The organism is Paenibacillus sp. FSL W7-1332, from assembly GCF_037969785.1.
Lineage (GTDB): Bacteria > Bacillota > Bacilli > Paenibacillales > Paenibacillaceae > Paenibacillus_AQ.
The window spans coordinates 2,372,481-2,393,357 of sequence record NZ_CP150209.1; the positions used below are offsets into that span (position 1 = coordinate 2,372,481).

16 protein-coding genes are annotated in these 20,877 nt (G+C 53.2%); 15 read left to right on the forward strand and 1 reads right to left on the reverse strand.

What is annotated here, in order from left to right:
* Positions 1–162: 162 nt before the first annotated feature.
* Entirely contained in the window at positions 163–1,920 is a 1,758-nt protein-coding gene (locus MKX98_RS10370; protein WP_220685991.1) for an NFACT RNA binding domain-containing protein, read from the reverse strand.
* A 178-nt stretch (positions 1,921–2,098) separates the two neighbouring features.
* Between MKX98_RS10370 and MKX98_RS10375 the strand changes: the two genes are divergently transcribed.
* The 15 genes from MKX98_RS10375 (at position 2,099) to pknB (ending at position 20,853) form a co-directional block, all read left to right on the forward strand.
* Positions 2,099–4,894 (forward strand): calcium-translocating P-type ATPase, SERCA-type, encoded by a 2,796-nt coding sequence (locus tag MKX98_RS10375; protein WP_339222896.1) that lies wholly within the window; start codon positions 2,099–2,101, stop codon positions 4,892–4,894.
* A 75-nt stretch (positions 4,895–4,969) separates the two neighbouring features.
* Positions 4,970–5,806: a diaminopimelate epimerase gene (dapF, locus tag MKX98_RS10380; RefSeq protein WP_220687480.1), complete on the forward strand. Its 837-nt coding sequence runs from the start codon at positions 4,970–4,972 to the stop codon at positions 5,804–5,806.
* 182 nt (positions 5,807–5,988) lie between these two features.
* Complete coding sequence (locus MKX98_RS10385; protein WP_220685989.1) at positions 5,989–7,860, forward strand: bifunctional homocysteine S-methyltransferase/methylenetetrahydrofolate reductase; 1,872 nt, start codon at positions 5,989–5,991, stop codon at positions 7,858–7,860.
* Between the two features lie 38 nt (positions 7,861–7,898).
* The gene (locus MKX98_RS10390) at positions 7,899–8,786 is read left to right on the forward strand and encodes a YicC/YloC family endoribonuclease (RefSeq protein WP_339222899.1); all 888 of its coding nucleotides are present in this window, start codon (positions 7,899–7,901) and stop codon (positions 8,784–8,786) included.
* 53 nt (positions 8,787–8,839) lie between these two features.
* Positions 8,840–9,100 (forward strand): DUF370 domain-containing protein, encoded by a 261-nt coding sequence (locus tag MKX98_RS10395; protein ID WP_006209218.1) that lies wholly within the window; start codon positions 8,840–8,842, stop codon positions 9,098–9,100.
* Between the two features lie 13 nt (positions 9,101–9,113).
* Positions 9,114–9,686 (forward strand): guanylate kinase, encoded by a 573-nt coding sequence (gene gmk / locus MKX98_RS10400; protein ID WP_071223696.1) that lies wholly within the window; start codon positions 9,114–9,116, stop codon positions 9,684–9,686.
* A gap of 58 nt (positions 9,687–9,744) precedes the next feature.
* Positions 9,745–9,945 (forward strand): DNA-directed RNA polymerase subunit omega, encoded by a 201-nt coding sequence (gene rpoZ / locus MKX98_RS10405; RefSeq protein ID WP_113057127.1) that lies wholly within the window; start codon positions 9,745–9,747, stop codon positions 9,943–9,945.
* Positions 9,946–10,068: 123 nt separating this feature from the next.
* On the forward strand, positions 10,069–11,322 hold the full coding sequence (gene coaBC / locus MKX98_RS10410) for a bifunctional phosphopantothenoylcysteine decarboxylase/phosphopantothenate--cysteine ligase CoaBC (protein ID WP_339222904.1): 1,254 nt from the start codon (positions 10,069–10,071) through the stop codon (positions 11,320–11,322).
* The gene (gene priA / locus MKX98_RS10415) at positions 11,322–13,850 is read left to right on the forward strand and encodes a primosomal protein N' (RefSeq protein ID WP_339222906.1); all 2,529 of its coding nucleotides are present in this window, start codon (positions 11,322–11,324) and stop codon (positions 13,848–13,850) included. The genes coaBC and priA overlap by 1 nt, the downstream gene beginning before the upstream one ends.
* A 43-nt stretch (positions 13,851–13,893) precedes the next feature.
* Positions 13,894–14,388 carry a peptide deformylase gene (def, locus tag MKX98_RS10420; protein ID WP_071223700.1) on the forward strand — a complete coding sequence of 165 codons (495 nt, stop codon included), beginning with the start codon at positions 13,894–13,896 and terminating at the stop codon, positions 14,386–14,388.
* Positions 14,385–15,326 carry a methionyl-tRNA formyltransferase gene (fmt, locus tag MKX98_RS10425; RefSeq protein WP_220685987.1) on the forward strand — a complete coding sequence of 314 codons (942 nt, stop codon included), beginning with the start codon at positions 14,385–14,387 and terminating at the stop codon, positions 15,324–15,326. The genes def and fmt overlap by 4 nt, the downstream gene beginning before the upstream one ends.
* A 50-nt stretch (positions 15,327–15,376) precedes the next feature.
* Positions 15,377–16,705 (forward strand): 16S rRNA (cytosine(967)-C(5))-methyltransferase RsmB, encoded by a 1,329-nt coding sequence (gene rsmB / locus MKX98_RS10430; RefSeq protein WP_339224394.1) that lies wholly within the window; start codon positions 15,377–15,379, stop codon positions 16,703–16,705.
* A gap of 180 nt (positions 16,706–16,885) precedes the next feature.
* Positions 16,886–17,926: a 23S rRNA (adenine(2503)-C(2))-methyltransferase RlmN gene (gene rlmN / locus MKX98_RS10435; RefSeq protein WP_220685985.1), complete on the forward strand. Its 1,041-nt coding sequence runs from the start codon at positions 16,886–16,888 to the stop codon at positions 17,924–17,926.
* Positions 17,927–17,932: 6 nt separating this feature from the next.
* Complete coding sequence (locus tag MKX98_RS10440; protein ID WP_071223703.1) at positions 17,933–18,709, forward strand: Stp1/IreP family PP2C-type Ser/Thr phosphatase; 777 nt, start codon at positions 17,933–17,935, stop codon at positions 18,707–18,709.
* Positions 18,706–20,853, forward strand: a complete 2,148-nt coding sequence (gene pknB / locus MKX98_RS10445; protein WP_339222910.1) for a Stk1 family PASTA domain-containing Ser/Thr kinase — start codon at positions 18,706–18,708, stop codon at positions 20,851–20,853. Before MKX98_RS10440 ends, pknB begins: the two co-directional genes overlap by 4 nt.
* Positions 20,854–20,877: the final 24 nt, after the last annotated feature.

Genomic DNA, 20,877 nt, shown 5'->3' on the forward strand with positions numbered 1-20,877 from the left:
ACGGCGCGGGTTTCGAGCGGAATACGTTTGCGCGCTCCGGCGGATTCGTATAGGAAATCGCGGCATGACAGTAAGAAAAAACGGGTACTCCGGCTGGTCCTACGACCTTTCGGATACCCGTTTTGTGGTTAAACGAACGATATATCGAGTTCGTTGCTCATCTTAATTGCGATTGTTTTTTACCGAACTGGGCATCGCCTTGATCCGCTGCTCGTCCGGCGTGACGAACAGCGTTTTTTGATTGTCATAAATGACAAACCCGGGTTTGGCTCCATTCGGCTTGCGTACATGGCGAATGAGCGTGTAGTCGACAGGCACGCTGCTGGATTCTTTGGCCTGACTGTAATAAGCCGCCAGCTGTGCCGCTTCCTGCAGCGTTGCATCCCCGTACTCGCTGCTTCGGATGACCACGTGAGAGCCCGGGATATCCTTGGTATGCAGCCATGTATCATTTGAGGAAGCGAGGCGGTTGGTTACGTATTCGTTTTGAAGGTTGTTTTTTCCAACATAAAGCTCGATGCCTTCGGATGAAGTATAGACATGCAGCGTCGGCTTGTCGTTTTTCTTCTTTTTCTTCGCTTTACGATTGCGGTCTCTCAAATACCCCTGCTGGATCAGCTCGTCCCGGATTTCATCGATGTCGCTCAAGGAAGCATGCGACAGCTGCTGCAGAAGATTCTCGATATAGTTGATCTCTTCGCGGGTTTTGATTAACTGTTCGTCGATGACCGCAAGGCTGTTCTTGTATTTGTTATATTTTTTGAAATAGCGCTGCGCATTGTCCGACGGAGTCAGGAGCGGATCCAGCGGAATGGTGACGGTCGCCTGCTCTTCATCATAGAAGTTGACCAGCTGGACCTCACGGTCGCCCTTCTGAATCTGGTGGAGCGAGGCGAAGAGCAGCTCGCCAAAGATACGATACCGGTCGGCATCCCCGGCTTCTTCCAAGTCCTTGTTCAGATTATCCAGCTTCTTGATGTTCTTCGTCCGTTCATTCTGCAGGAATCGGAGGAGGTCGCTTACCTTCTGTTTTACCGTATCCCGCTGCGCCTTATCCCCGTAATAATCCTCCATGCATCGACTGACCGACTCGTAGGTTGTAGTCTCGTCCACCAGCAAGGTCAGCGGAATGACGGAGAAGACCGACTTTCCTTTGGCATTGACGCCTGTAACCGGCGTATATTGATGGTTTCGTACTTGTTCCATGACCTCATCAAATGCGCTCCACAGACTTCCGCAATCTTTTTCCCCTTCAAGCCCGTCTGGACTCCCTTCCCCTGCGCGGTTGGCAATTTCCTGGGCCGCGAGCGGACTGAGGCCGCTGAACGCGCCGACCAGCCATGGAACGGTCTGCTCCTCGTTCATCAGACAGGATTCCCGGAAGGCTTCCTGCAAGGTTTCGAGCGGATTCAGCTTGTGCTGCTCCGGCGGATTCGTATAGGAGAATCCCGGCATAACCACGCGGTAGCTGCTGATGGCTGGCGTCACATGGTTGATGCCGTCCAGAATGGTGCCGCTTGCGGGATCGAGCAGAATGATGTTGCTGTGTCTGCCCATGAGCTCGACGATGATTTTCTTGGAGGAAATATCCCCGAGTTCGTCACGCTGCCGGATCGTAATATGGATAATTCGTTCCATCCCCACCTGCTGGATGTCCTCGATGATGCCGCTCTCGCAATGCTTGCGCAGAATCATGCAAAACATAGGGGCTTCGGCCGGATTCAGAAAGGTCTCCTGCGTCAGATGCACCCTGGGATACGTGGGGTTTGCGGATAGCAGCAGCTTGGCGTTTCCTTGCTGGGTGCGTATATGAAACACGATGTCCCGATCGTTCGGTTGATATATTTTATTGATCCGTGCGCCCCGGCATGATTGAAGCTCATGCACGATCGCACGTGTGACAATGCCGTCTAATGCCATCCTTCATTCTCCTATCTGTCTGTTACCCTTCCTATCGTACTTCTCTATGATGCCATATTTCCCTCAAAAACTTAAGGCCCCTTCTGTGATAATTCAGGACCTGTCCGAATACATTTACGTAGAAAGGGTGGAAAAGCTGTCATCCGCCGGAGCAAAACAACCGGGAGGGAAAGGAAGCATGGAACAAAAGCAATGGCATCAGATGGATACGGATGAGTTGCAGCAAGTGCTGCAAATGCATCCGGAGCAGGGCCTCACGGAAGAGGAAGCCGGGGAGAGACGAAAAAAAAGCGGCTATAATGAGCTCTCCGAGGGCGTTAAAATTTCTCCATTTGTTCTGTTCTTGAATCAATTTAAGGATTTCATGGTGCTGGTCCTCCTTGGAGCCACCCTGGTATCCGGTCTGCTGGGCGAGTATCTGGATGCCGTAACGATTGTGGCCATCATCCTGATCAACGGGATCCTCGGTTTCGTCCAGGAATTCAGGGCAGAACGGTCGCTTCGGGCTTTGAAGCAGCTGTCCGCGCCGACGTCCAGGGTCATCCGGGACGGCAAAGTGGTACAAGTTGCTGCTAGAGAACTCGTACCTGGCGATGTCGTGCTCGTGGAGAGCGGAGACCGCATTCCGGCCGATGTTCGCTGGCTCGACATCAACAACTGCAGCGTCGAGGAGTCGGCCTTGACCGGCGAGTCCCTGCCGGTGAACAAACATGCCGAGCCGATTCGCGATGCGGATGTTCCGCTGGGCGACCGCAAGAACATCGGCTTTATGGGCACGATGGTGGCCCGCGGTACGGGCAAAGGCGTTGTCATCCGAACCGGCATGGATACGGAGATGGGCAAGATCGCCGATTTGATCCAGAATACGGAGTCACAGGAGACGCCGCTGCAGCATCGCCTGGAACAGCTGGGTAAAATCCTGATCGCCGTTTCACTGGGGCTTACGATTCTGGTTGTCGTAGCAGGCATTCTGCATGGACAGCCTGCCGCAGGCATGTTCCTCGCTGGAGTCAGCCTTGCGGTTGCGGCCATTCCTGAAGGGCTTCCGGCCATCGTTACGATTGCACTCGCCCTCGGCGTGCAGCGCATGATTAAGCGCAAAGCGATCGTACGCAAGCTGCCTTCCGTGGAGACGCTGGGCTGTGCATCCGTAATCTGTTCGGACAAAACCGGGACGCTCACGCAGAATAAAATGACCGTAACCCAAGTTTGGCTGGGAGGGCGCTCATTGGAAGTGACCGGGCAGGGCTATGACCCGACGGGTCAGATCCTTCAAAGGGGCAAACCCGTCGAGCTTCGGTCCGACCAGGGACTGCGCAGATTACTGCAAATCAGCGGGCTGTGCAACAATGCCGAAATCTATGAGAACGTGCAGGAAGAAACGCGCAGCAAGCGCAAGAGCAAGGAAGAACCGGCAGCTGCTGCCTGGGAATTAAAAGGGGACCCGACGGAAGGAGCGCTGCTGACGCTATCGTCCAAGATGGGATTGACAAAGGGAAGCCTGAACTCCATCTATCAGAGAGACAAGGAGTTTCCGTTTGATTCGGAGCGAAAGCTGATGTCCGTCATCGTCAGCCATCAGGGCGGGCGCTTGCTCTGCACGAAAGGCGCGCCGGATGTCCTGCTGGATGCATGCACTTATATCATGTGGGACGGAAACGTTGTGCCGCTTACCGCTACGCTCCGTCAAAAGGTGCTTGCGGCCAATGAAGGCATGGCTTCTGACGCGCTGCGCGTGCTTGGTTTGGCTTATCGGGATTTGCGTTCCTATGACAAGCCGGAAACGGAGAAAGAGGCCGAGAGCCAGCTTATCTTTGTCGGGCTGGCGGGGATGATCGATCCGCCGCGCCGTGAAGTGCGCGAAGCGATTGCAACATGCCGCCGCGCGGGCATCAAGACCGTCATGATCACGGGCGACCACCGGACGACGGCGGAAGCGATCGCCGCCCAGCTGGGCATCCTGCCAAGGAACGGCCTGTCGTTATCAGGCCAGGAGTTATCCCGGATGGATGACAAGGAGCTGGATGCGAGAGTGGATCAGACCTTTGTTTATGCCCGCGTATCCCCTGAGCATAAGCTCCGCATCGTGAAGTCGCTTCAGCGTAAGGGGCATGTGGTTGCCATGACGGGGGATGGCGTGAACGACGCCCCAGCCATTAAAGCGGCGGATATCGGAATAGCCATGGGGATTACCGGTACAGACGTAACGAAGGAAGCGTCGTCGCTGGTGCTCAGTGACGATAACTTCTCCACGATTGTTTCGGCGATTGAGGAGGGGCGAAGCATCTATGAAAATATTCGCAAGTTTATCCGCTATTTGCTGGCTTCCAATGTCGGCGAAATTCTGACGATGTTTTTTGCGATGATGATGGGTCTGCCGCTTCCGCTCGTTCCGATCCAGATTCTGTGGGTGAACCTTGTTACGGATGGGCTCCCGGCTATGGCGCTCGGGGTGGATCAGCCGGAGAAGGATCTGATGGAGCACAAGCCGCGCGGAGCCAAGGAAAATATTTTTGCCAGACGGCTTGGTTGGAAAATCATCAGCCGCGGCATATTGATCGGCCTGTGTACACTTGGCGCATTTTGGATTACGCTTCGCATCGCGCCGAATGATCCGGACCAGTTGGCCAAAGCACAGTCCGTTGCCTTTGCCACACTCGTCATGGCGCAGCTGATCCATGTGTTTGACTGCCGCAGCTCGCGTTCGATTTTCCACCGCAATCCGCTTCAGAACAAAGCGTTGGTGCTTGCTGTGCTGTCCTCGGTATTGCTGATGCTCGGCGTCATGTACATCGAGGCGTTTCAGCCGATCTTTAAGACCGTTCCATTGGATTTGAAAGAATGGGCACTGACACTCGTGGCCGCCGGCATTCCTACCTTCCTGATGGGAGCGGGAAGCGTGTGGGGAGGCAGACGGAACCGCAACCGGAACCGCCGCAACATGATGACGAAGAGTGCAAATATTTCGGCATAAATTGAATGGATAGCCCATCACCTCTGCGATATGCTAAGCACGAGCATAGCAATTGCAGAGGAGATGGGTTTTATGATGGAATTTACGAAAATGCATGGACTTGGCAACGACTTCGTTGTCGTATACGGCGAACAAGAACTTCCATCCAATGCATCCGAACGGGCCGTGAAGCTGTGCAATCGCTTTTTCGGCATCGGTGCAGACGGACTTGTATATATTTTGCCTTCCGCTAAGGCTGATTTTATGATGCGCATCATGAACTCAGATGGTTCCGAAGCCGAACAATGCGGCAACGCCATTCGTTGTGTCGCGAAGTATGTGTATGATCACGGTTATATTGACCGAGAGGAGATTACCATTGAAACCATCGGCGCCGGAGTACAACAAGTGCGCCTTACGGTTCAGGACGGTCAAGTAAGCAGCGTGCGGGTCGATATGGGTGAACCGGTCCTGGATGGACTGAGCGTGCCTACATTGATCGATCTCCATCCGGTGGTGAATCATCCCATTGAAGTGGACGGCCGGGAATTCCGCTTCACCGCGGTATCCATGGGGAATCCGCACTGCGTCATTTATGTGGACGATGCCATTAACTTCGACCTCGGCGCATGGGGGCCCAAACTTGAGGTTCATCCGCTCTTCCCGAGAAAGATTAACGTGGAGTTTGCGACGGTGAACTCACGGGGGCAAGTAGATATGCGGGTATGGGAGCGCGGTGCAGGGCCGACCTTGGCCTGCGGCACCGGCGCCTGCGCAACATTGGTGTCCTCGGTGCTGAACGGATTGACAGATCGCAGCGCAACAATTTCTCTTAAAGGCGGGGACTTGTTCATCGAGTGGGAGGAGTCCGACAATCATGTGTACATGACAGGGCCGGCCGAGGTCGTGTACGCAGGAACGCTCGCCTGTTAGAGGATCCGGCAGCCATAACAATCCCCACCGGCAAAAGCAAAAAACGGTATGTTCTAAAGTTTGTCCTGTAGGGGTGGACACGGTAGGGAGGCCTTCTGAAGGCCTCCCTTTTGTCTCTTTATCTTTAGAGAGGTTTTATGATACATTAGTTGAAAATAAACGTCGGGTGGAGGAGAAACGCGATGAAACCGAATCTTCGGCAGGCATGGGAGAATCAGGTACTGGTCGGTGACGGCGCGATGGGTACTTATTTATATCAAAAAGGATTTCCTGTGGGCATATCATATGAAGAACTGAATTTAACCTCCCCGGAGGTCATCGGGAACGTTCATCGCCAGTATGTTGAGGCTGGTGCGCAGGTCATTGAGACGAACACGTTCTCTGCCAATTATGACAAGCTGTCCAAATACGGCTTGGAGGCGAAGGTAGGAGAGATCAACCGCGCAGGCGTAAGAATTGCGCGTGAAGCCGCTGGCGATAACGGATATGTAGTGGGTGCGGTAGGCTCCATTCGCGCGGGCAAAAGAAGCAACATTTCCACGAGCGAGCTCAAGCGTTACTTCGAAGAGCAGCTGACGGTTCTCATATCGGAAGGCGTTGACGGCATTCTGCTCGAAACGTTCTATGACGTGGATGAAATTCAATTGGCTTTGGCGCAGGCTCGAATGCTAAGCGACTTGCCGGTGATCTGCCAGTTTGCGGTGGAGGATATTGCCCGCACGCTGGACGGCTTCACGATGCCGGATGCTTACCGCATCCTGAGTCAAGAAGGCGCGGACGTAATCGGCTTTAACTGCCGGACAGGTCCAAACGGCATCATGCGCGCGCTGGAAACCTTGAACGGTATTATGAATCTTCCGGCTTCGGTCTATCCGAATGCAGGGATCGCCGACTATGTGGACGGGGAATACCGGTATGGTGCGAGTCCCGAGTATTTCGGAAAGACGGCACTGGAGTTTGCGGATCGTGGCGCCCGGATTGTCGGCGGGTGCTGTGGAACGACGCCGGAGCATATTGCTGAAATTTCATCGGCGTTGTCCGGTTACGTGCCTGCGCCGCTTCCGATCGTCGAGGAGGCTGAAGTCAACCGGATCGTGATTCACGAGACGGCCCAGGAGCAATTTTATGAACGCAGCGGGGAGCCGACGATTGTCGATATCGTGAAGGAGCGACATACCGTTATCGTGGAGCTGGACCCTCCAAGGGATTTGGATATCACCAAGTTCATGAAAGGTGCGGAAGCTTTGAAAAAAGCGGGAGCCGATGCGCTGACCCTTGCGGATAACTCGCTGGCCGTAACTCGCATGAGCAACATGGCGCTCGGCCATCTTGTACAAGCACGGACAGGATTGCGGCCGCTGATCCACATCGCTTGCCGTGACCGAAACCTGATCGGCACGCAGTCGCACATGATGGGCTTTGATGCGCTCGGCATCGACCATGTGCTTGCGGTGACCGGGGATCCGGCACGCTTCGGGGATTTGCCGGATTCCAGCTCGGTTTACGACATGACCTCATTTGAAATCATCCGCATGATCAAACAGCTGAACGAAGGTATTGCTTTTTCCGGAAAGCCGCTGAAGCAGAAGGCCAAATTCGTTGTCGGCGCAGCGTTCAATCCCAATGTAAGGCATCTTGACAAGGCGGTTGCTCGCTTGGAGAAGAAGATTGCCTCCGGTGCGGATTATGTGATGACGCAGCCCGTGTACGATCCCGAGTTAATGGTTAGGCTGAGAGAAGCGACGGCACATCTGGATATCCCGATCTTTATCGGCATCATGCCGCTGGCAAGCGGACGGAACGCGGAGTATCTGCATAACGAGGTGCCGGGCATTCAGCTCTCGGATGAAGTCCGCAGCCGCATGGCCGGGCTTGAAGGCGAAGCGGGCCGGGCAATGGGTGTCAAGATCGGCAAGGAGCTGTTGGATGTTGCAACAGAGCATTTTAACGGCATATATTTGATGACGCCGTTTATGTTCTATGAAATGAGCGTACAATTAATGGAGTATGTCTGGGAGAAATCGGGCCGCCGATTGACCCCCTTGTTTCATTAATAATTATCAATTACAATAGTGTAATGGATGTGATTCCGATGTCATTGAGTATGACCGGATATGGGCAATCCGTTGTCGATTTTCAAGGTTACAGTATCTCTTTCGAAGTGAAGTCGGTCAATCATCGGTATTGTGAAATCGTCTTTCGTATGCCCCGTGAATGGGCCTGCTTCGAGGATTCACTTCGACGGACCGTACAGAGCCGAATCGGACGCGGACGGATTGATGTTTATATTAACAAGGAAAACAACGGCGAGTCCCAGGGTGCCGTGCTGAACCACACCATGGTTCAGGCGTATTTACAGGCAGCCGAGGATTTGAAGTCATATGGAATCAAGGGAGATCTGGCGGTGCGGGATATTTTGTCGCTGCCAGATGTTCTTGTTAGTCCGAGCGGACTTCCCATGGATGAAGCGCAGCAGAAGTTATGGAATGATGCGCTTCTTCAAGGTCTTGAACAAGCGCTGGAGGGTCTGATCCAGATGCGCAGCAGGGAAGGTTCTTTTCTCGTGAAGGATATCGAGCAGAGGCTTGTCCGATTACAGCTGCTTCACCGAGAAATGACCGAACTTGCTCCTGAAGTTCCGGAAGAGTACCGGAAGCGTCTGAGGCAGCGCATTGAATCTCTTGATGACGGGTCGCTTGCTGTTGATGAACATATATTCGGAATGGAAGTTGCTCTGTTTGCTGAACGTTCCAATGTGGACGAGGAGTTGATTCGCCTTCACAGCCATTTGGAGCAATGCAGAGAGCTGCTTCATCAGAAAAGCCCTGTAGGCCGTAAACTGGATTTTCTGATTCAGGAAATGAACAGAGAAGTCAATACGATTGGATCGAAAGCCAATCATCTGACTCTGGTAAACCGTGTTGTCGAAATGAAAGCGGAACTGGAGAAGATTCGTGAACAAGCCGCTAATGTGGAATGACCGCAGCTTCATCGGCATGTAAGAGTCAAATGTATAGGGGGAGCAACCGCACTATGGCAATCAAACTTATTAATATTGGCTTCGGAAACATCGTATCGGCCAATCGGATCATCTCAATCGTGAGTCCTGAATCGGCTCCGATCAAGAGGATCATTCAAGAAGCACGGGACCGTCATATGCTGATTGATGCAACATATGGCCGAAGGACACGGGCTGTTATCATTACGGATAGCGATCACGTGATTTTATCGGCTGTGCAGCCAGAAACGGTGGCTCACCGTCTGTCCAGCAAAGATGACGACAACGACGAATAAGATGAGGAGTACTATGTCTAGAGGATTATTGATTGTATTGTCCGGTCCTTCCGGGGTGGGTAAGGGAACCGTCTGTACGGCACTTCGCAGCCGGGTTCCGGAGCTGGTGTATTCGGTGTCGGCAACGACGCGTTCGCCACGGCTCGGTGAGGTACATGGTGTGAACTATTTTTTCAAAAGTCGGGAACAATTCATGGATATGATTGAGAACGACCAGCTTCTCGAATATGCGGAATACGTCGGGAACTATTATGGAACCCCGCGTGATTTTGTGGAAGAAACTTTAGCCTCCGGTAAGGATATTATACTGGAGATCGAAGTGCAGGGCGCACTGAAGGTCAAGGAGAAGTTTCCCGAGGGTATCTTTGTGTTTCTGATGCCGCCGTCGCTGGATGAACTGAAGGATCGGATCCAGGGCCGGGGAACAGAGAGCCAAGCGACCATCGACCACCGCATGTCCGTAGCGGTTGACGAAATCAATTTACTGCAGCATTATGATTATGCGGTAGTGAACGATGAAATCAATCTCGCTTGTGAGAGAATACAATCTATCATTATTGCCGAACATTGTAAGGTGAGAAAGTAAGCTGTCTTTTCATAGACGGTGCTAACTTTCAAGTAAAAGAAGAAGAGGTGCTTCGACCATGTTATATCCATCCATTGATGAAATGATGAATAAAGTAGACAGTAAATATTCTCTTGTGGTTGCAGCTTCCCGCCGCGCACGCCAATTGCGTGAAGGCGGAGTCAGCGAGTTGAAACATCCTAAATCCCATAAGTTTGTCGGTGTCGCTCTGGAAGAAATCTATGGCGATTACGTGAAAATCGAGCGGGGACAGGACTAAGGCTTTTTTTCAATATTTGAATAACATGCGTTAGCGCGCGAAAATGTGACAACCGAAAGGTTGTTATTTTTTTGAGAAGATATGAGAATGTAGCCTTTATACAATGGAAAGCGGGGGATTGTCATGTTGAACGGAAAAGTCATTGTGCTTGGCGTTACGGGTGGCATTGCCGCGTATAAAGCAGCGACTTTATGCAGCAGGCTTGTCCAGAGGGGAGCGGATGTGCATGTCATTATGACGGAATCCGCGAAGCAGTTCATTCCGGAATTAACGCTTCAAACGCTGACCAAAAACCCGGTTTATAGCGATACCTTTGATGAACGGGACCCCTCGGTCGTCTCGCATATTCACTTGGCCGATCTGGCCGATTTGGTATTGATCGCTCCGGCCACAGCCAATGTTATCGGCAAGATGGCACATGGCCTGGCGGATGACATGCTGACCACGACGCTGCTCGCGACGACGGCTCCCGTCATGATCTCGCCGGCAATGAACGTGCATATGTACACGCACCCGGCCGTCATGGCCAATATGGAGACGCTGGTCTCCCGCGGGGTGTCCATGATTGAACCCGGAGAGGGGCTTCTGGCTTGCGGATATGTCGGAAAGGGACGGATGGAAGAACCTGATACGATTGTTGACGTGGTTGAACGTTTTTTCCGAGATCGCGGGGTACGACCTGTGGCGTTGAATGAGGATAAAGCGAGCAGCTCCACTGGCATATTGCACGGCAAAAAGGTGGTTGTCACAGCCGGCGGTACCATTGAGCGCATTGATCCGGTCCGGTATATAACGAATGATTCTTCCGGGAAAATGGGATTTGCGATCGCAAAAGCGGCCAAGCAGCTGGGAGCGGATGTTCACCTTATTGCCGCTCATACCGATGAAGCTCCACCAGAGGGAATCAAGGTGGAAAGAGTGGAATCGGCCCAGGATATGTACGATGCGGTGCAACGCGTATTCGAGCATAGTGATATCGTGGTCAAGGCGGCCGCTGTTGCCGATTATCGCCCAGCTGAGGTAGCGACATCTAAGATCAAAAAGCGCGGGGAGACCATGACGCTGGATCTTGTCAAAACAACCGACATTCTGGAGAGCCTGGGACGCCAAAAAACCTCCCAGTTCTTAATCGGATTTGCAGCTGAGACCGATACAGTGGAGCAGTTCGCCAGAGAAAAGCTGAAACGCAAAAATTGCGATCTGATCGTTGCGAACGATGTTACACAGGCAGGAGCGGGCTTTGGCACGGATACGAACAGCGTTCATATCTTTGATGCAGAAGGGCTGGTCCTGCAGCTTCCAGTGATGTCCAAGGAGGAAGTGGCCCAGAGGTTGTTAACGCTGGCGGCTGATCGGTTAACCGGGAGGTCATCCTGATGGAAATGGCACGAGTGATTGTGGACGTGCCGTCCAAGGATACGGACCGGCCTTTTGATTATTTGATTCCTGAGGAACTTCGGCCCTGGGTCGAGGTAGGCAGCCGGGTCGGCGTGCCGTTCGGGCACCGTACGCTCCAGGGATTCGTGGTCTCTCTGCATCCCCGGCCCGAGATGGATTCGGCCAAAATGAAGCCGATTCAGGAAGTCCTCGATGTGATGCCGCCGCTTTCGCCTGAGCTGATTGAGCTTGGCGAATGGATGAAGGAGCGTTACGCATGCCGATATATATCGGTTCTGCAGTCGATGCTGCCTACGGCGCTGAAAGGGAAGGCGGAGCGGTATATTTCCATTGGCGATTCAGACACGTTGCAGACGGATCAAACCGACGGATTATTTGCGCTCCTGCCCGAAAGTGAGTCGGAGCAGGAGATCATCCGCTTTGTCAGTCAGAAAGGCGAGGTTTCGCTCCAGCAGTTAACGCGGGCATTTCCGGATGGCGCTGCGACCATTAAAGCGCTGATCGGCCGAGGACGGCTTAGCGAATTCCAGCAAATCAAGGATAAGCTGCAGAAAAAAACGATAAAAGCGGTAGAGCTTGCCGTATCAAGCGAGGAAGCTCATCAGGCACTGGCTTCATTCACGGCCAAGGCTCAGCGTCAGAAGGAAGTGCTCCAATATATTTTGGAGATGGAAGCATTTCTGCCGATATCGCAGAAGGATCTGCTCCAGACGCTGGGTGTCACCGCAGGCACCGTGAAGGGACTGGCTGACAAAGGGCTGATTACCCTCGAGGATATCGAAGTGTTCCGCGATCCGTATCGAGGGCGGCATTTCACGCCTAGCACCCCATTGGCGCTCACACCGGAGCAGCAAGCGGTGTATCGCAGCATCGTGCACAAGCTGGATGAACGCAAGCATGGCGTGTTTCTCCTCCACGGGGTGACGGGCAGCGGTAAGACCGAGATTTACCTGCAGACGATTCAGCGATGCCTCGAACAGGAACGTCAGGCGATTGTGCTGGTGCCCGAAATATCGCTGACGCCGCAAATGGTGGAACGGTTCAAAGCTCGTTTTGGCGATCGTGTGGCTGTTATGCACAGCCGGCTTTCAGATGGAGAGCGTTACGATGAATGGCGGAAAATAAGAGAAGGCCGGGCGTCCGTTGTCGTGGGCGCTCGATCGGCGGTATTCGCGCCGTTTAACCGTCTGGGATTGATCATTATGGATGAAGAGCATGAAGGCTCTTATAAGCAGGAAGAGACACCGAAGTACCATGCCCGGGATGTTGCGATTCACCGCGCCCAGCTGACCGGCGCAGCCGTCATTCTGGGTTCGGCAACGCCTTCGCTGGAGAGTTACCATGCGGCGAGATCGCAAGCTCAGGATGATTTTGCGCCTCATCTGCTGGAGATGCCGAGCCGTGCACTGGGCAACAAGCTGCCCGAGGTCCAGGTCGTGGACATGCGGGAGGAGCTTCGTGAAGGAAATCGCTCCATGTTCAGCCGCTCTCTGCATGCTGCGATTTCGGCAAGGCTGGAACGCGGGGAACAGACGGTGCTGCTGCTGAATCGGCGGGGCTACTCCACGTTTGTCATGTGCCGGAGCTGCGGATATGTGGCAGGCTGTCCGGAATGCGACATTTCGCTGACCTACCATCAGAAATCGAATAATTTGCGCTGCCACTATTGTGGTTATGCCGCCCAGGCGCCGGAGGTTTGCCCGGATTGCGGAAGCGAGCATATACGTTATTTCGGGACTGGCACACAGCGTGTCGAGGAAGAATTGGCCAAGCTGTTTCCCGGCATTCGCGTCATTCGGATGGACGTGGATACCACGACCGAGAAGGGCTCACATGAGAAGCTGCTGAAGCAGTTTCGGGATAAAAAAGGGGACGTGCTGCTAGGCACCCAGATGGTCGCCAAGGGCCTGGATTTCCCTGATGTCACCTTGGTCGGCGTCATAACGGCCGATTCGGCGTTGAACCTGCCGGATTTCCGGGCGGCGGAAAAGACGTTTCAGCTGCTCACTCAGGTTGCCGGAAGAGCAGGCCGCCATCAGCTGCCGGGTGAAGTGGTTATCCAATCCTATACGCCGGAGCACTATTCGATTATCCATGCAAGCAGCCATGATTATTTATCCTTCGTCAAGGACGAGCTGAAGCACCGCAAAGCGCTCCATTATCCGCCGTATTGCAGGCTGATCCTGGTGACGCTGTCGCATGAGCAGCTGCCGCTGCTGGTAAGAATGGCGGAAAATTTTGCCGCGACCATCAAAAGCGAATCCGACCGCCGGGGATGGTTTGGGAGCCTGGACCGATTCGACGCAAGCGCGCTCGATATATTGGGTCCGGTAGCTTCTCCCATTCCGCGGCTAAAAAATAGATACAGATTTCAATGTATGATAAAATGGCGGGGAACGATGGATGCTGTCTCGCTGGTGCGCTCGGTTGCCGAGAAGCTGCAGGATTCGGCGCGGGACAGCAAGCTCCAGATCAGTATTGACGTAGATCCGCAAATGTTAATGTAATACAGCATATAATGATGAAAAGCACAAGGATGGTGTCATAGACATGGCGATTCGTATTATCGTTAAAGAACCGGATGAGGTTCTTCATAAAAAGGCAAAGGAAGTTACCAAAATTACGCCGAACGTACAAAAGCTCCTGGACGATATGGCGGATACCATGTACGATGCGGAAGGCGTCGGACTGGCTGCGCCGCAGGTCGGCATTCTGAAGCGTTTGATCGTGATCGACGCCGGTGATGAGCATGGATTGATCAAAATGATCAATCCGGAGATCGTGGAGAGCGAAGGCGAGCAATTCGGGCCGGAAGGCTGCCTGAGCATTCCAGGATGGAACGGAGATGTGCGCCGTGCGGAGAAAGTGACCGTTAAGGGGCTTGACCGCGAAGGCAATGAGCTTGTCATTACAGGTACCGGGCTGCTTGCGCGAGCGTTTCAGCATGAAATCGATCATCTGAACGGGGTGCTGTTTACGGAAATCGCTGACCGGGTGTATGAGTATGTTCCGGAACAGCCGAGAAAAGAGCTGGAGAACCGATGAATATCGTATTTATGGGCACCCCGGCCTTTGCAGTACCCAGTCTTGAAATGTTGATTAGCGAAGGTTATTCCATTGTCGCCGTCGTTACGCAGCCTGACCGCCCGCAAGGGCGTAAAAAGGTGCTGACCCCAACGCCGGTTAAGGAAGCCGCTCTTCGTCACGGCATTCCTGTTCTGCAGCCTCAGCGCCTGCGGAATCCGGAAGCTGTGGCCGAGCTGGCCGCGTATAAGCCTGATATGATTGTCACCGCCGCCTATGGTCAAATCCTGCCGAAATCGGTGCTGGATATGCCGTCACTGGGCTGTCTCAATGTCCACGGCTCGCTGCTCCCCGCTTACCGGGGAGGAGCTCCGATTCAGCGCAGTATCATCAACGGAGAATCCGTAACAGGCATCACGCTGATGTATATGGCGGAGGGGCTCGACACGGGCGACATGATCGCCCGCACCGAGGTTCCCATTGAGGATGACGATACGGCCGGAACCATGTTTGAGAAGCTGAGCCAAGCCGGCGCGGAGCTGCTGCGATCGGAGCTGCCGCGGCTTGTGAAGGGCAAGGTGGATGCCGAGCCCCAGGATGAGACGCAGGCAACGTATGCACCGAACCTGACCCGGGATGACGAAAGAATCGACTGGACTCGCACTTCCCGCGAAATTTACAATCAAATTCGCGGTCTGGTTCCTTACTCCGGCGGATTTACGCTGTGGAACGGGGATGTGTTCAAAGTATGGGCAGCGGCTAAGCCGGACAGTGCACAGACCCCATCTAACGATGCACAGCCAGGAAGCGTGCTAGAGCTTCATGAGAAGGGGATTGTTGTCAAAACAGGCGATGGCACGCTAACGCTGTTAACCGTCCAGCCCAGCGGCAAAAAGGCAATGGATGCGGCGCAATTCGTGCGCGGGACGAGCCTGACGGTCGGGACGGTGTTGTCGTGAGCGGGAACCGCAGGCCGAAGGGACGCCTGGACTCTCCTCGGGAGCTGGCGATGGACGTATTGACTCAGGTTGAGCAGGAGGGGGCGTACAGCAATCTCCTGCTCAACTCCGCTCTGCAGAGGTCCTCGCTTGCAAAGAGCGACGCGGGACTTGCCACAGAGCTGATCTATGGCACGATCTCAAGGCTCAACACGCTCGATTATTTTTTGGACAAGTTTGTCAACAAAGGGGTACAGAAGCTTCAGCCGTGGGTAAGAGCACTGCTTCGCATCAGTCTGTATCAGGTCATATATCTGGATCGGATTCCGGATCACGCGGTTGTCAGCGAGGCCGTTAATCTGGCGAAGCGCCGCGGGCATCAAGGGATCTCCGGCATGGTGAACGGGGTGCTTCGGAATATTCTGCGCCAGAAGGAAAGCTTGGCGATCCCTGAGAATATGCCGCCGGCCCAGCGCATTTCCTTGCAGCATTCCCATCCGTTGTGGCTGGTGGAGCGCTGGATATCGCAGTACGGGATCGAGACGGCAGAGGCAATCTGTGCCGCAAACAACGAACCGCCGGCTGTCAGCGTGAGAGTGAACACCACGATGATCTGCCGTGACGACATGCTGAAATTAATGTGCAGCCAGAACTATGAAGCTGCCCCATCGTCGCTTAGTCCCTACGGGATTGTTGTAAGGGGAGCGGGCAATATGGCCTTGACGGATTGGTACCGGGATGGAATGATCTCGATCCAGGATGAAAGCTCCATGCTGGTCGCTGAAGCTGTTAAGCCTGAGCCGGGAATGCGGGTGCTGGATTGCTGCGCAGCCCCGGGCGGGAAGAGTGCCCACATGGGCGAGCTGATGAAGGATGAGGGCAGCATTGTTGCCAACGACATTCATGCTCATAAAGGCAAGCTGATATCGGATCAGGCTGGTCGTCTGGGACTGGACAGCATTTCGATCGTGACCGGGGACGCGCTGGATTTGGTTGACCGCTTCGAGCCTGCGTCTTTTGACCGAATTTTGCTGGATGCTCCGTGCTCGGGCCTTGGCGTCATTCGCCGCAAGCCCGATCTGAAGTGGGGCAAGTCACAGGAGGACATCCATGAAATAGCGGCGCTGCAGCTAAGGCTGCTGGAGTCGGTCTCCACGTTGCTTCGTCCCGGAGGGCTTTTGGTGTACAGCACGTGCACGATTGAGCCGCTGGAGAATGAAGGGGTTGTATCTGCTTTTCTGGATAGCCATTCCGGGTTTGGAATCGCGGAAGATGGTCTTGGAGACTTAAGCCGGCTGGAAGGGAAATCGCTTCAGCGGGGAGGCGGGATTCAAATTCTGCCCCAGCATTACCATAGTGACGGCTTTTACATTGCAAGACTCGGCAGACGTCCCTCTTAAGGGCTCCGCTGACATGACTATAGTCGTATCCCGCCAATGCCGGCGGGTTTTCCTCTTTTACCGTCTCTTTTATTTATGTTAGAATAGGAAGAATGAAAAAAGAGATGCATATGAATGTAATAGGGAGCGTTCGGAAGAATACTGGCTGGACATCCTCTAAATTAGACAGGTGTGGTGAGAATGAAACCTTTTATATATGATTATTCACTGGAAGAGCTTCAAGCATGGGCTCAAGAGAACGGGGAGCCCGCGTTTCGGGGAACCCAGATTTATGACTGGCTGTACGTGAAGCGGGTGAACGACTTCGCGGAAATGACGAATCTGTCCAAGGAGCTTCGGACCAAGCTGGAGGATGAATTCAGTTTCGTTACCTTGACGGAAATCACCAAGCTGGAGTCAAAGGACGGAACGGTCAAGTTTCTGTTCGGCCTGCATGATGACCATGCGATCGAGACCGTCATCATGAGGCACAATTACGGCAACAGCATCTGCGTTACAACGCAGGTTGGCTGCCGTATCGGATGTACGTTTTGCGCATCCACACTGGGTGGCCTGAAGCGAAATCTGACCTCCGGCGAGATTGTTGCTCAAGTGGTCCAGGCGCAGAAGATTCTCGATAAGACGGGAGAACGTGTTAGCAGCATCGTGATCATGGGCTCGGGCGAACCGTTTGAGAATTATGAAGCGACCATGAAGTTCCTGCGCACGATGATCCATGAAAAAGGATTGAATATCGGCCAGCGCCACATTACCGTTTCGACGAGTGGCATTGTGCCTAACATCTATAAATTCACGGAAGAGGATACCCAGATTAATCTGGCCATCTCCATTCATGCACCGAACGATAAGCTGCGCTCCAAGCTAATGCCTGTTAACCGTCGGTTCCCGTTTGACGACGTGATTGAGTCGCTTCGTTATTATCAAGCAAAAACCGGACGCCGCATTACGTTTGAATACGCCTTGATCGGCGGCGTAAATGATCAGGTTGAGCATGCCGAAGAGCTTGCGGACGTCATTAAGGATATGAACTGCTTCGTCAATCTGATTCCGGTTAACCATGTGCCGGAACGGAAATATGTTCGCACATCGCGTAACGATATTTTCAAATTTCAACGTGCGTTAGCAGACAAGGGGGTCAATGTGACCATCCGTCGTGAACAAGGCCATGATATCGCTGCCGCTTGCGGTCAGCTCCGGGCCAAGCATATGGAGTTGAGGTGAGAAGATTTGATCAAGACGGTTCATGTAAGCCATGTGGGACGCGTTCGTCCTGTTAATGAAGATTCGGTATTTGTTAGCACACTGGAGCATGGCTATACCTTGGGTGTGGTTGCTGACGGTATGGGAGGTCACCTTGCGGGTGACACCGCCAGCAGGCTTGCGGTAGATACCGTGGCCGAGGATTTGTCCTCTTTGGAGGAGGACATGTCCATGGAAAGTATTCGGGCTGCGCTTGGTGATGCCATATTGCATGCCAATGCAGTTATCTATCGGGAAGCCTCGGCTGATGAGCGGCTTCACAATATGGGCACGACGATTGTAGCGGTGCTGCTGCGAGGTTCCGAAGGCTATATCGGACATATCGGGGACAGCAGGGCTTACAAAGTCGTTCCCGGACAAGTGATTCGACTCACAGATGATCACACATTGGTTAATGAGCTTTTTAAGAGTGGTCAGATTACGGAAGATCAACTGGAAACCCATCCTCGGAAAAACGTATTAAGCCGGGCACTTGGAACGGATGTGGATGTGACGGTTGAGCTTACACCGGTTACGATCGGAGAAGGCGAAGTGCTGCTGCTCTGCAGTGACGGGCTCAGCAACCGGGTCAGCCGCGAGCTGATCGGACAGATTTCCGGTTCACTTGACCTTCCTCTGGAAGAAAGAGCGGATCGCCTGCTTCAACTGGCACTTCTTGCTGGCGGTGAGGACAACATCACGGTCGCAATGTTTGAACATCAAGAAGAAGTTGTCGGGCAACGTATAAAGGGGTGGGATTCATGATCGGACATGAATTGGCTGGTCGTTATAAAATTATAGAACGCATCGGTGGCGGTGGCATGGCGCTGGTCTACAAGGCTCAGGATATTTTGCTGAACCGGAATGTAGCGATCAAAGTGCTGCGCCAGCAGTTTGTGCACGACGAGGAATTTATCCGCCGTTTCCGGCGTGAGGCACAATCAGCGGCTTCGTTGTCGCATTCCAACGTGGTCAGCATCTATGATGTGGGCCAAGAGGAAGATGTGCATTACATCGTCATGGAATATATCGAAGGTCAGAACTTGAACGAAATCATAAAAGAACGGGCACCGCTGCAGGTGGAAGAAGCTGTGCGGATTGCTACCCAGATTTGCGATGCGCTGGGACACGCTCATCATAACCAGATCATTCACCGGGATATTAAACCGCATAATATTCTGATTGGCCGTAATGGGAGGGTCAAAGTAACGGACTTTGGCATTGCCAGGGCGGTCACGTCGACAACCATTACGCAGACAGGCTCCGTTGTGGGCTCTGTGCATTATTTCTCGCCGGAGCACGCCAAGGGTGTCGTTACGGGCGAGAAATCGGATTTATACTCCCTTGGTATTGTGTTATATCAAATGCTCACGGCCCGTCTTCCTTTTCTGGGCGAGAGCCCGATTAGTGTTGCTCTGAAGCATCTCCAGGAGGAATTTGATGAGCCTAGAGAAGTAAACCCGCTCATTCCTCAAAGCGTGGAGAACATCATCCTGAAGTCCATGCGCAAAAACCCGGAGGAGCGTTATCAGTCCGCGGAAGAGATGATGGACGATCTTGAGACGTGCTTGATGCCGATGCGACTCAACGAACCGAAGATGGAGTTTGAGGACGATGCCGATTCTACACTGGTCATGCCAGCGCTCAAAACGATGCAGCGCAGCAGTCAGCATCATCATGACGATGACGACGACTCGGATGACGAGGAGTTTGAGGCAAAGTCGACCGGCAAACCGAAGAAAAAATGGGTCAAGCCGACCATCATCATCGGTTCGGTGCTCCTGTTCCTCGGCCTTATGTTTGGTGTTGTCATGTATGTGAACAACATGCTTGAGGTACCGGAGGTTAAGGTGCCGCCAGTTGTAGGCATGACGGAGGAGGATGCGATCCGCGAGCTTGAGGCCAAAGGCTTGACGGTGAATGAGGAAGTCATTCGTGAATATAAACCGAATGTGGACGAAGGCATCGTGTTTGCACAGGACAAGGAAGCTGAGACCATGCTGAAGAAAGGGTCTCCGGTTCAATTGTCGGTTGGGGATGCGAAGCCGCTTGAAAAAATGCCGGACCTCTCGGGTAAGACGTTTGATCAGGCAGTTGAGATCCTGACAAAAATGGGCATTAAGAAAGACGCAATTAAGCAGTCGTCTGAAAACAATGATACTGTGCCTGCCGATCAGATCTTTGATCAGAGCCCTTCCGCGACAACTGATATTAATCCTGAACAGGTGGAGGTCCGAGTCACGATCAGCAAGGGCAAACAAACGGTCAATATGCCGAGCTTGATCGGTATGGACAAAGACAAAGCGGTTGCTACCATCGAATCCTTCGGCCTTAAGGTTGGAGCGATAAAGGAGAAATCCAGCTTCGAAGTGAAGAAGGGCGAAGTAATGGAACAATGGCCGTATGAACCTAATGTTCCTGTAGCTCCTAACTCTGAAATCACGCTGTTCGTCAGCTCAGGCTATCCTTCGGATGCGCTTGAGTATAATTACAGCGTACCTGTCTCACCAAGCGTAGAAGGCCAAGAAAGCAAAATACGGGTCGTTTTCACCGATGCGCTGGGAGAAAACCAGGAAGCCGTGAACAAGACCATAACGACCTCGGAAATGGTACCTGTTAAGCTGCTGCTGGCTCCCGACAAGCATGCAACGGTCATGATTTTCCGTGACGGTCGCCAGGTGGATACGTACAGCGTAAGTTACAGCGATGTCAAGAACGGTACCGTGCCGCAGCCGACCTTTGAACAACCGCCTGTTGAACCTGATGTGCCGGTGGACACTAACCCGGATGAAGGAAATGGCGAGGAAGGTTCGAATGAGGAAGATGATGCTGCTTACCATTGGGACAATGGCAACAATGGCAACAATGGAAACGGCAAGGGGAATGGCAAAGGTAATGATAACGATTAGAAACAAGTCTTGAGAATACTAAAT

What these genes read in the sequence shown, in the direction of transcription:
- MKX98_RS10370 (WP_220685991.1), bottom strand. Translation starts at nt 1,920, where the DNA reads ATGGCATTAGACGGCATTGTCACACGTGCGATCGTGCATGAGCTTCAA.
- MKX98_RS10375 (WP_339222896.1), top strand. Translation starts at nt 2,099, where the DNA reads ATGGAACAAAAGCAATGGCATCAGATGGATACGGATGAGTTGCAGCAA.
- dapF (WP_220687480.1), top strand. Translation starts at nt 4,970, where the DNA reads ATGGAATTTACGAAAATGCATGGACTTGGCAACGACTTCGTTGTCGTA.
- MKX98_RS10385 (WP_220685989.1), top strand. Translation starts at nt 5,989, where the DNA reads ATGAAACCGAATCTTCGGCAGGCATGGGAGAATCAGGTACTGGTCGGT.
- MKX98_RS10390 (WP_339222899.1), top strand. Translation starts at nt 7,899, where the DNA reads ATGTCATTGAGTATGACCGGATATGGGCAATCCGTTGTCGATTTTCAA.
- MKX98_RS10395 (WP_006209218.1), top strand. Translation starts at nt 8,840, where the DNA reads ATGGCAATCAAACTTATTAATATTGGCTTCGGAAACATCGTATCGGCC.
- gmk (WP_071223696.1), top strand. Translation starts at nt 9,114, where the DNA reads ATGTCTAGAGGATTATTGATTGTATTGTCCGGTCCTTCCGGGGTGGGT.
- rpoZ (WP_113057127.1), top strand. Translation starts at nt 9,745, where the DNA reads ATGTTATATCCATCCATTGATGAAATGATGAATAAAGTAGACAGTAAA.
- coaBC (WP_339222904.1), top strand. Translation starts at nt 10,069, where the DNA reads ATGTTGAACGGAAAAGTCATTGTGCTTGGCGTTACGGGTGGCATTGCC.
- priA (WP_339222906.1), top strand. Translation starts at nt 11,322, where the DNA reads ATGGAAATGGCACGAGTGATTGTGGACGTGCCGTCCAAGGATACGGAC.
- def (WP_071223700.1), top strand. Translation starts at nt 13,894, where the DNA reads ATGGCGATTCGTATTATCGTTAAAGAACCGGATGAGGTTCTTCATAAA.
- fmt (WP_220685987.1), top strand. Translation starts at nt 14,385, where the DNA reads ATGAATATCGTATTTATGGGCACCCCGGCCTTTGCAGTACCCAGTCTT.
- rsmB (WP_339224394.1), top strand. Translation starts at nt 15,377, where the DNA reads ATGGACGTATTGACTCAGGTTGAGCAGGAGGGGGCGTACAGCAATCTC.
- rlmN (WP_220685985.1), top strand. Translation starts at nt 16,886, where the DNA reads ATGAAACCTTTTATATATGATTATTCACTGGAAGAGCTTCAAGCATGG.
- pknB (WP_339222910.1), top strand. Translation starts at nt 18,706, where the DNA reads ATGATCGGACATGAATTGGCTGGTCGTTATAAAATTATAGAACGCATC.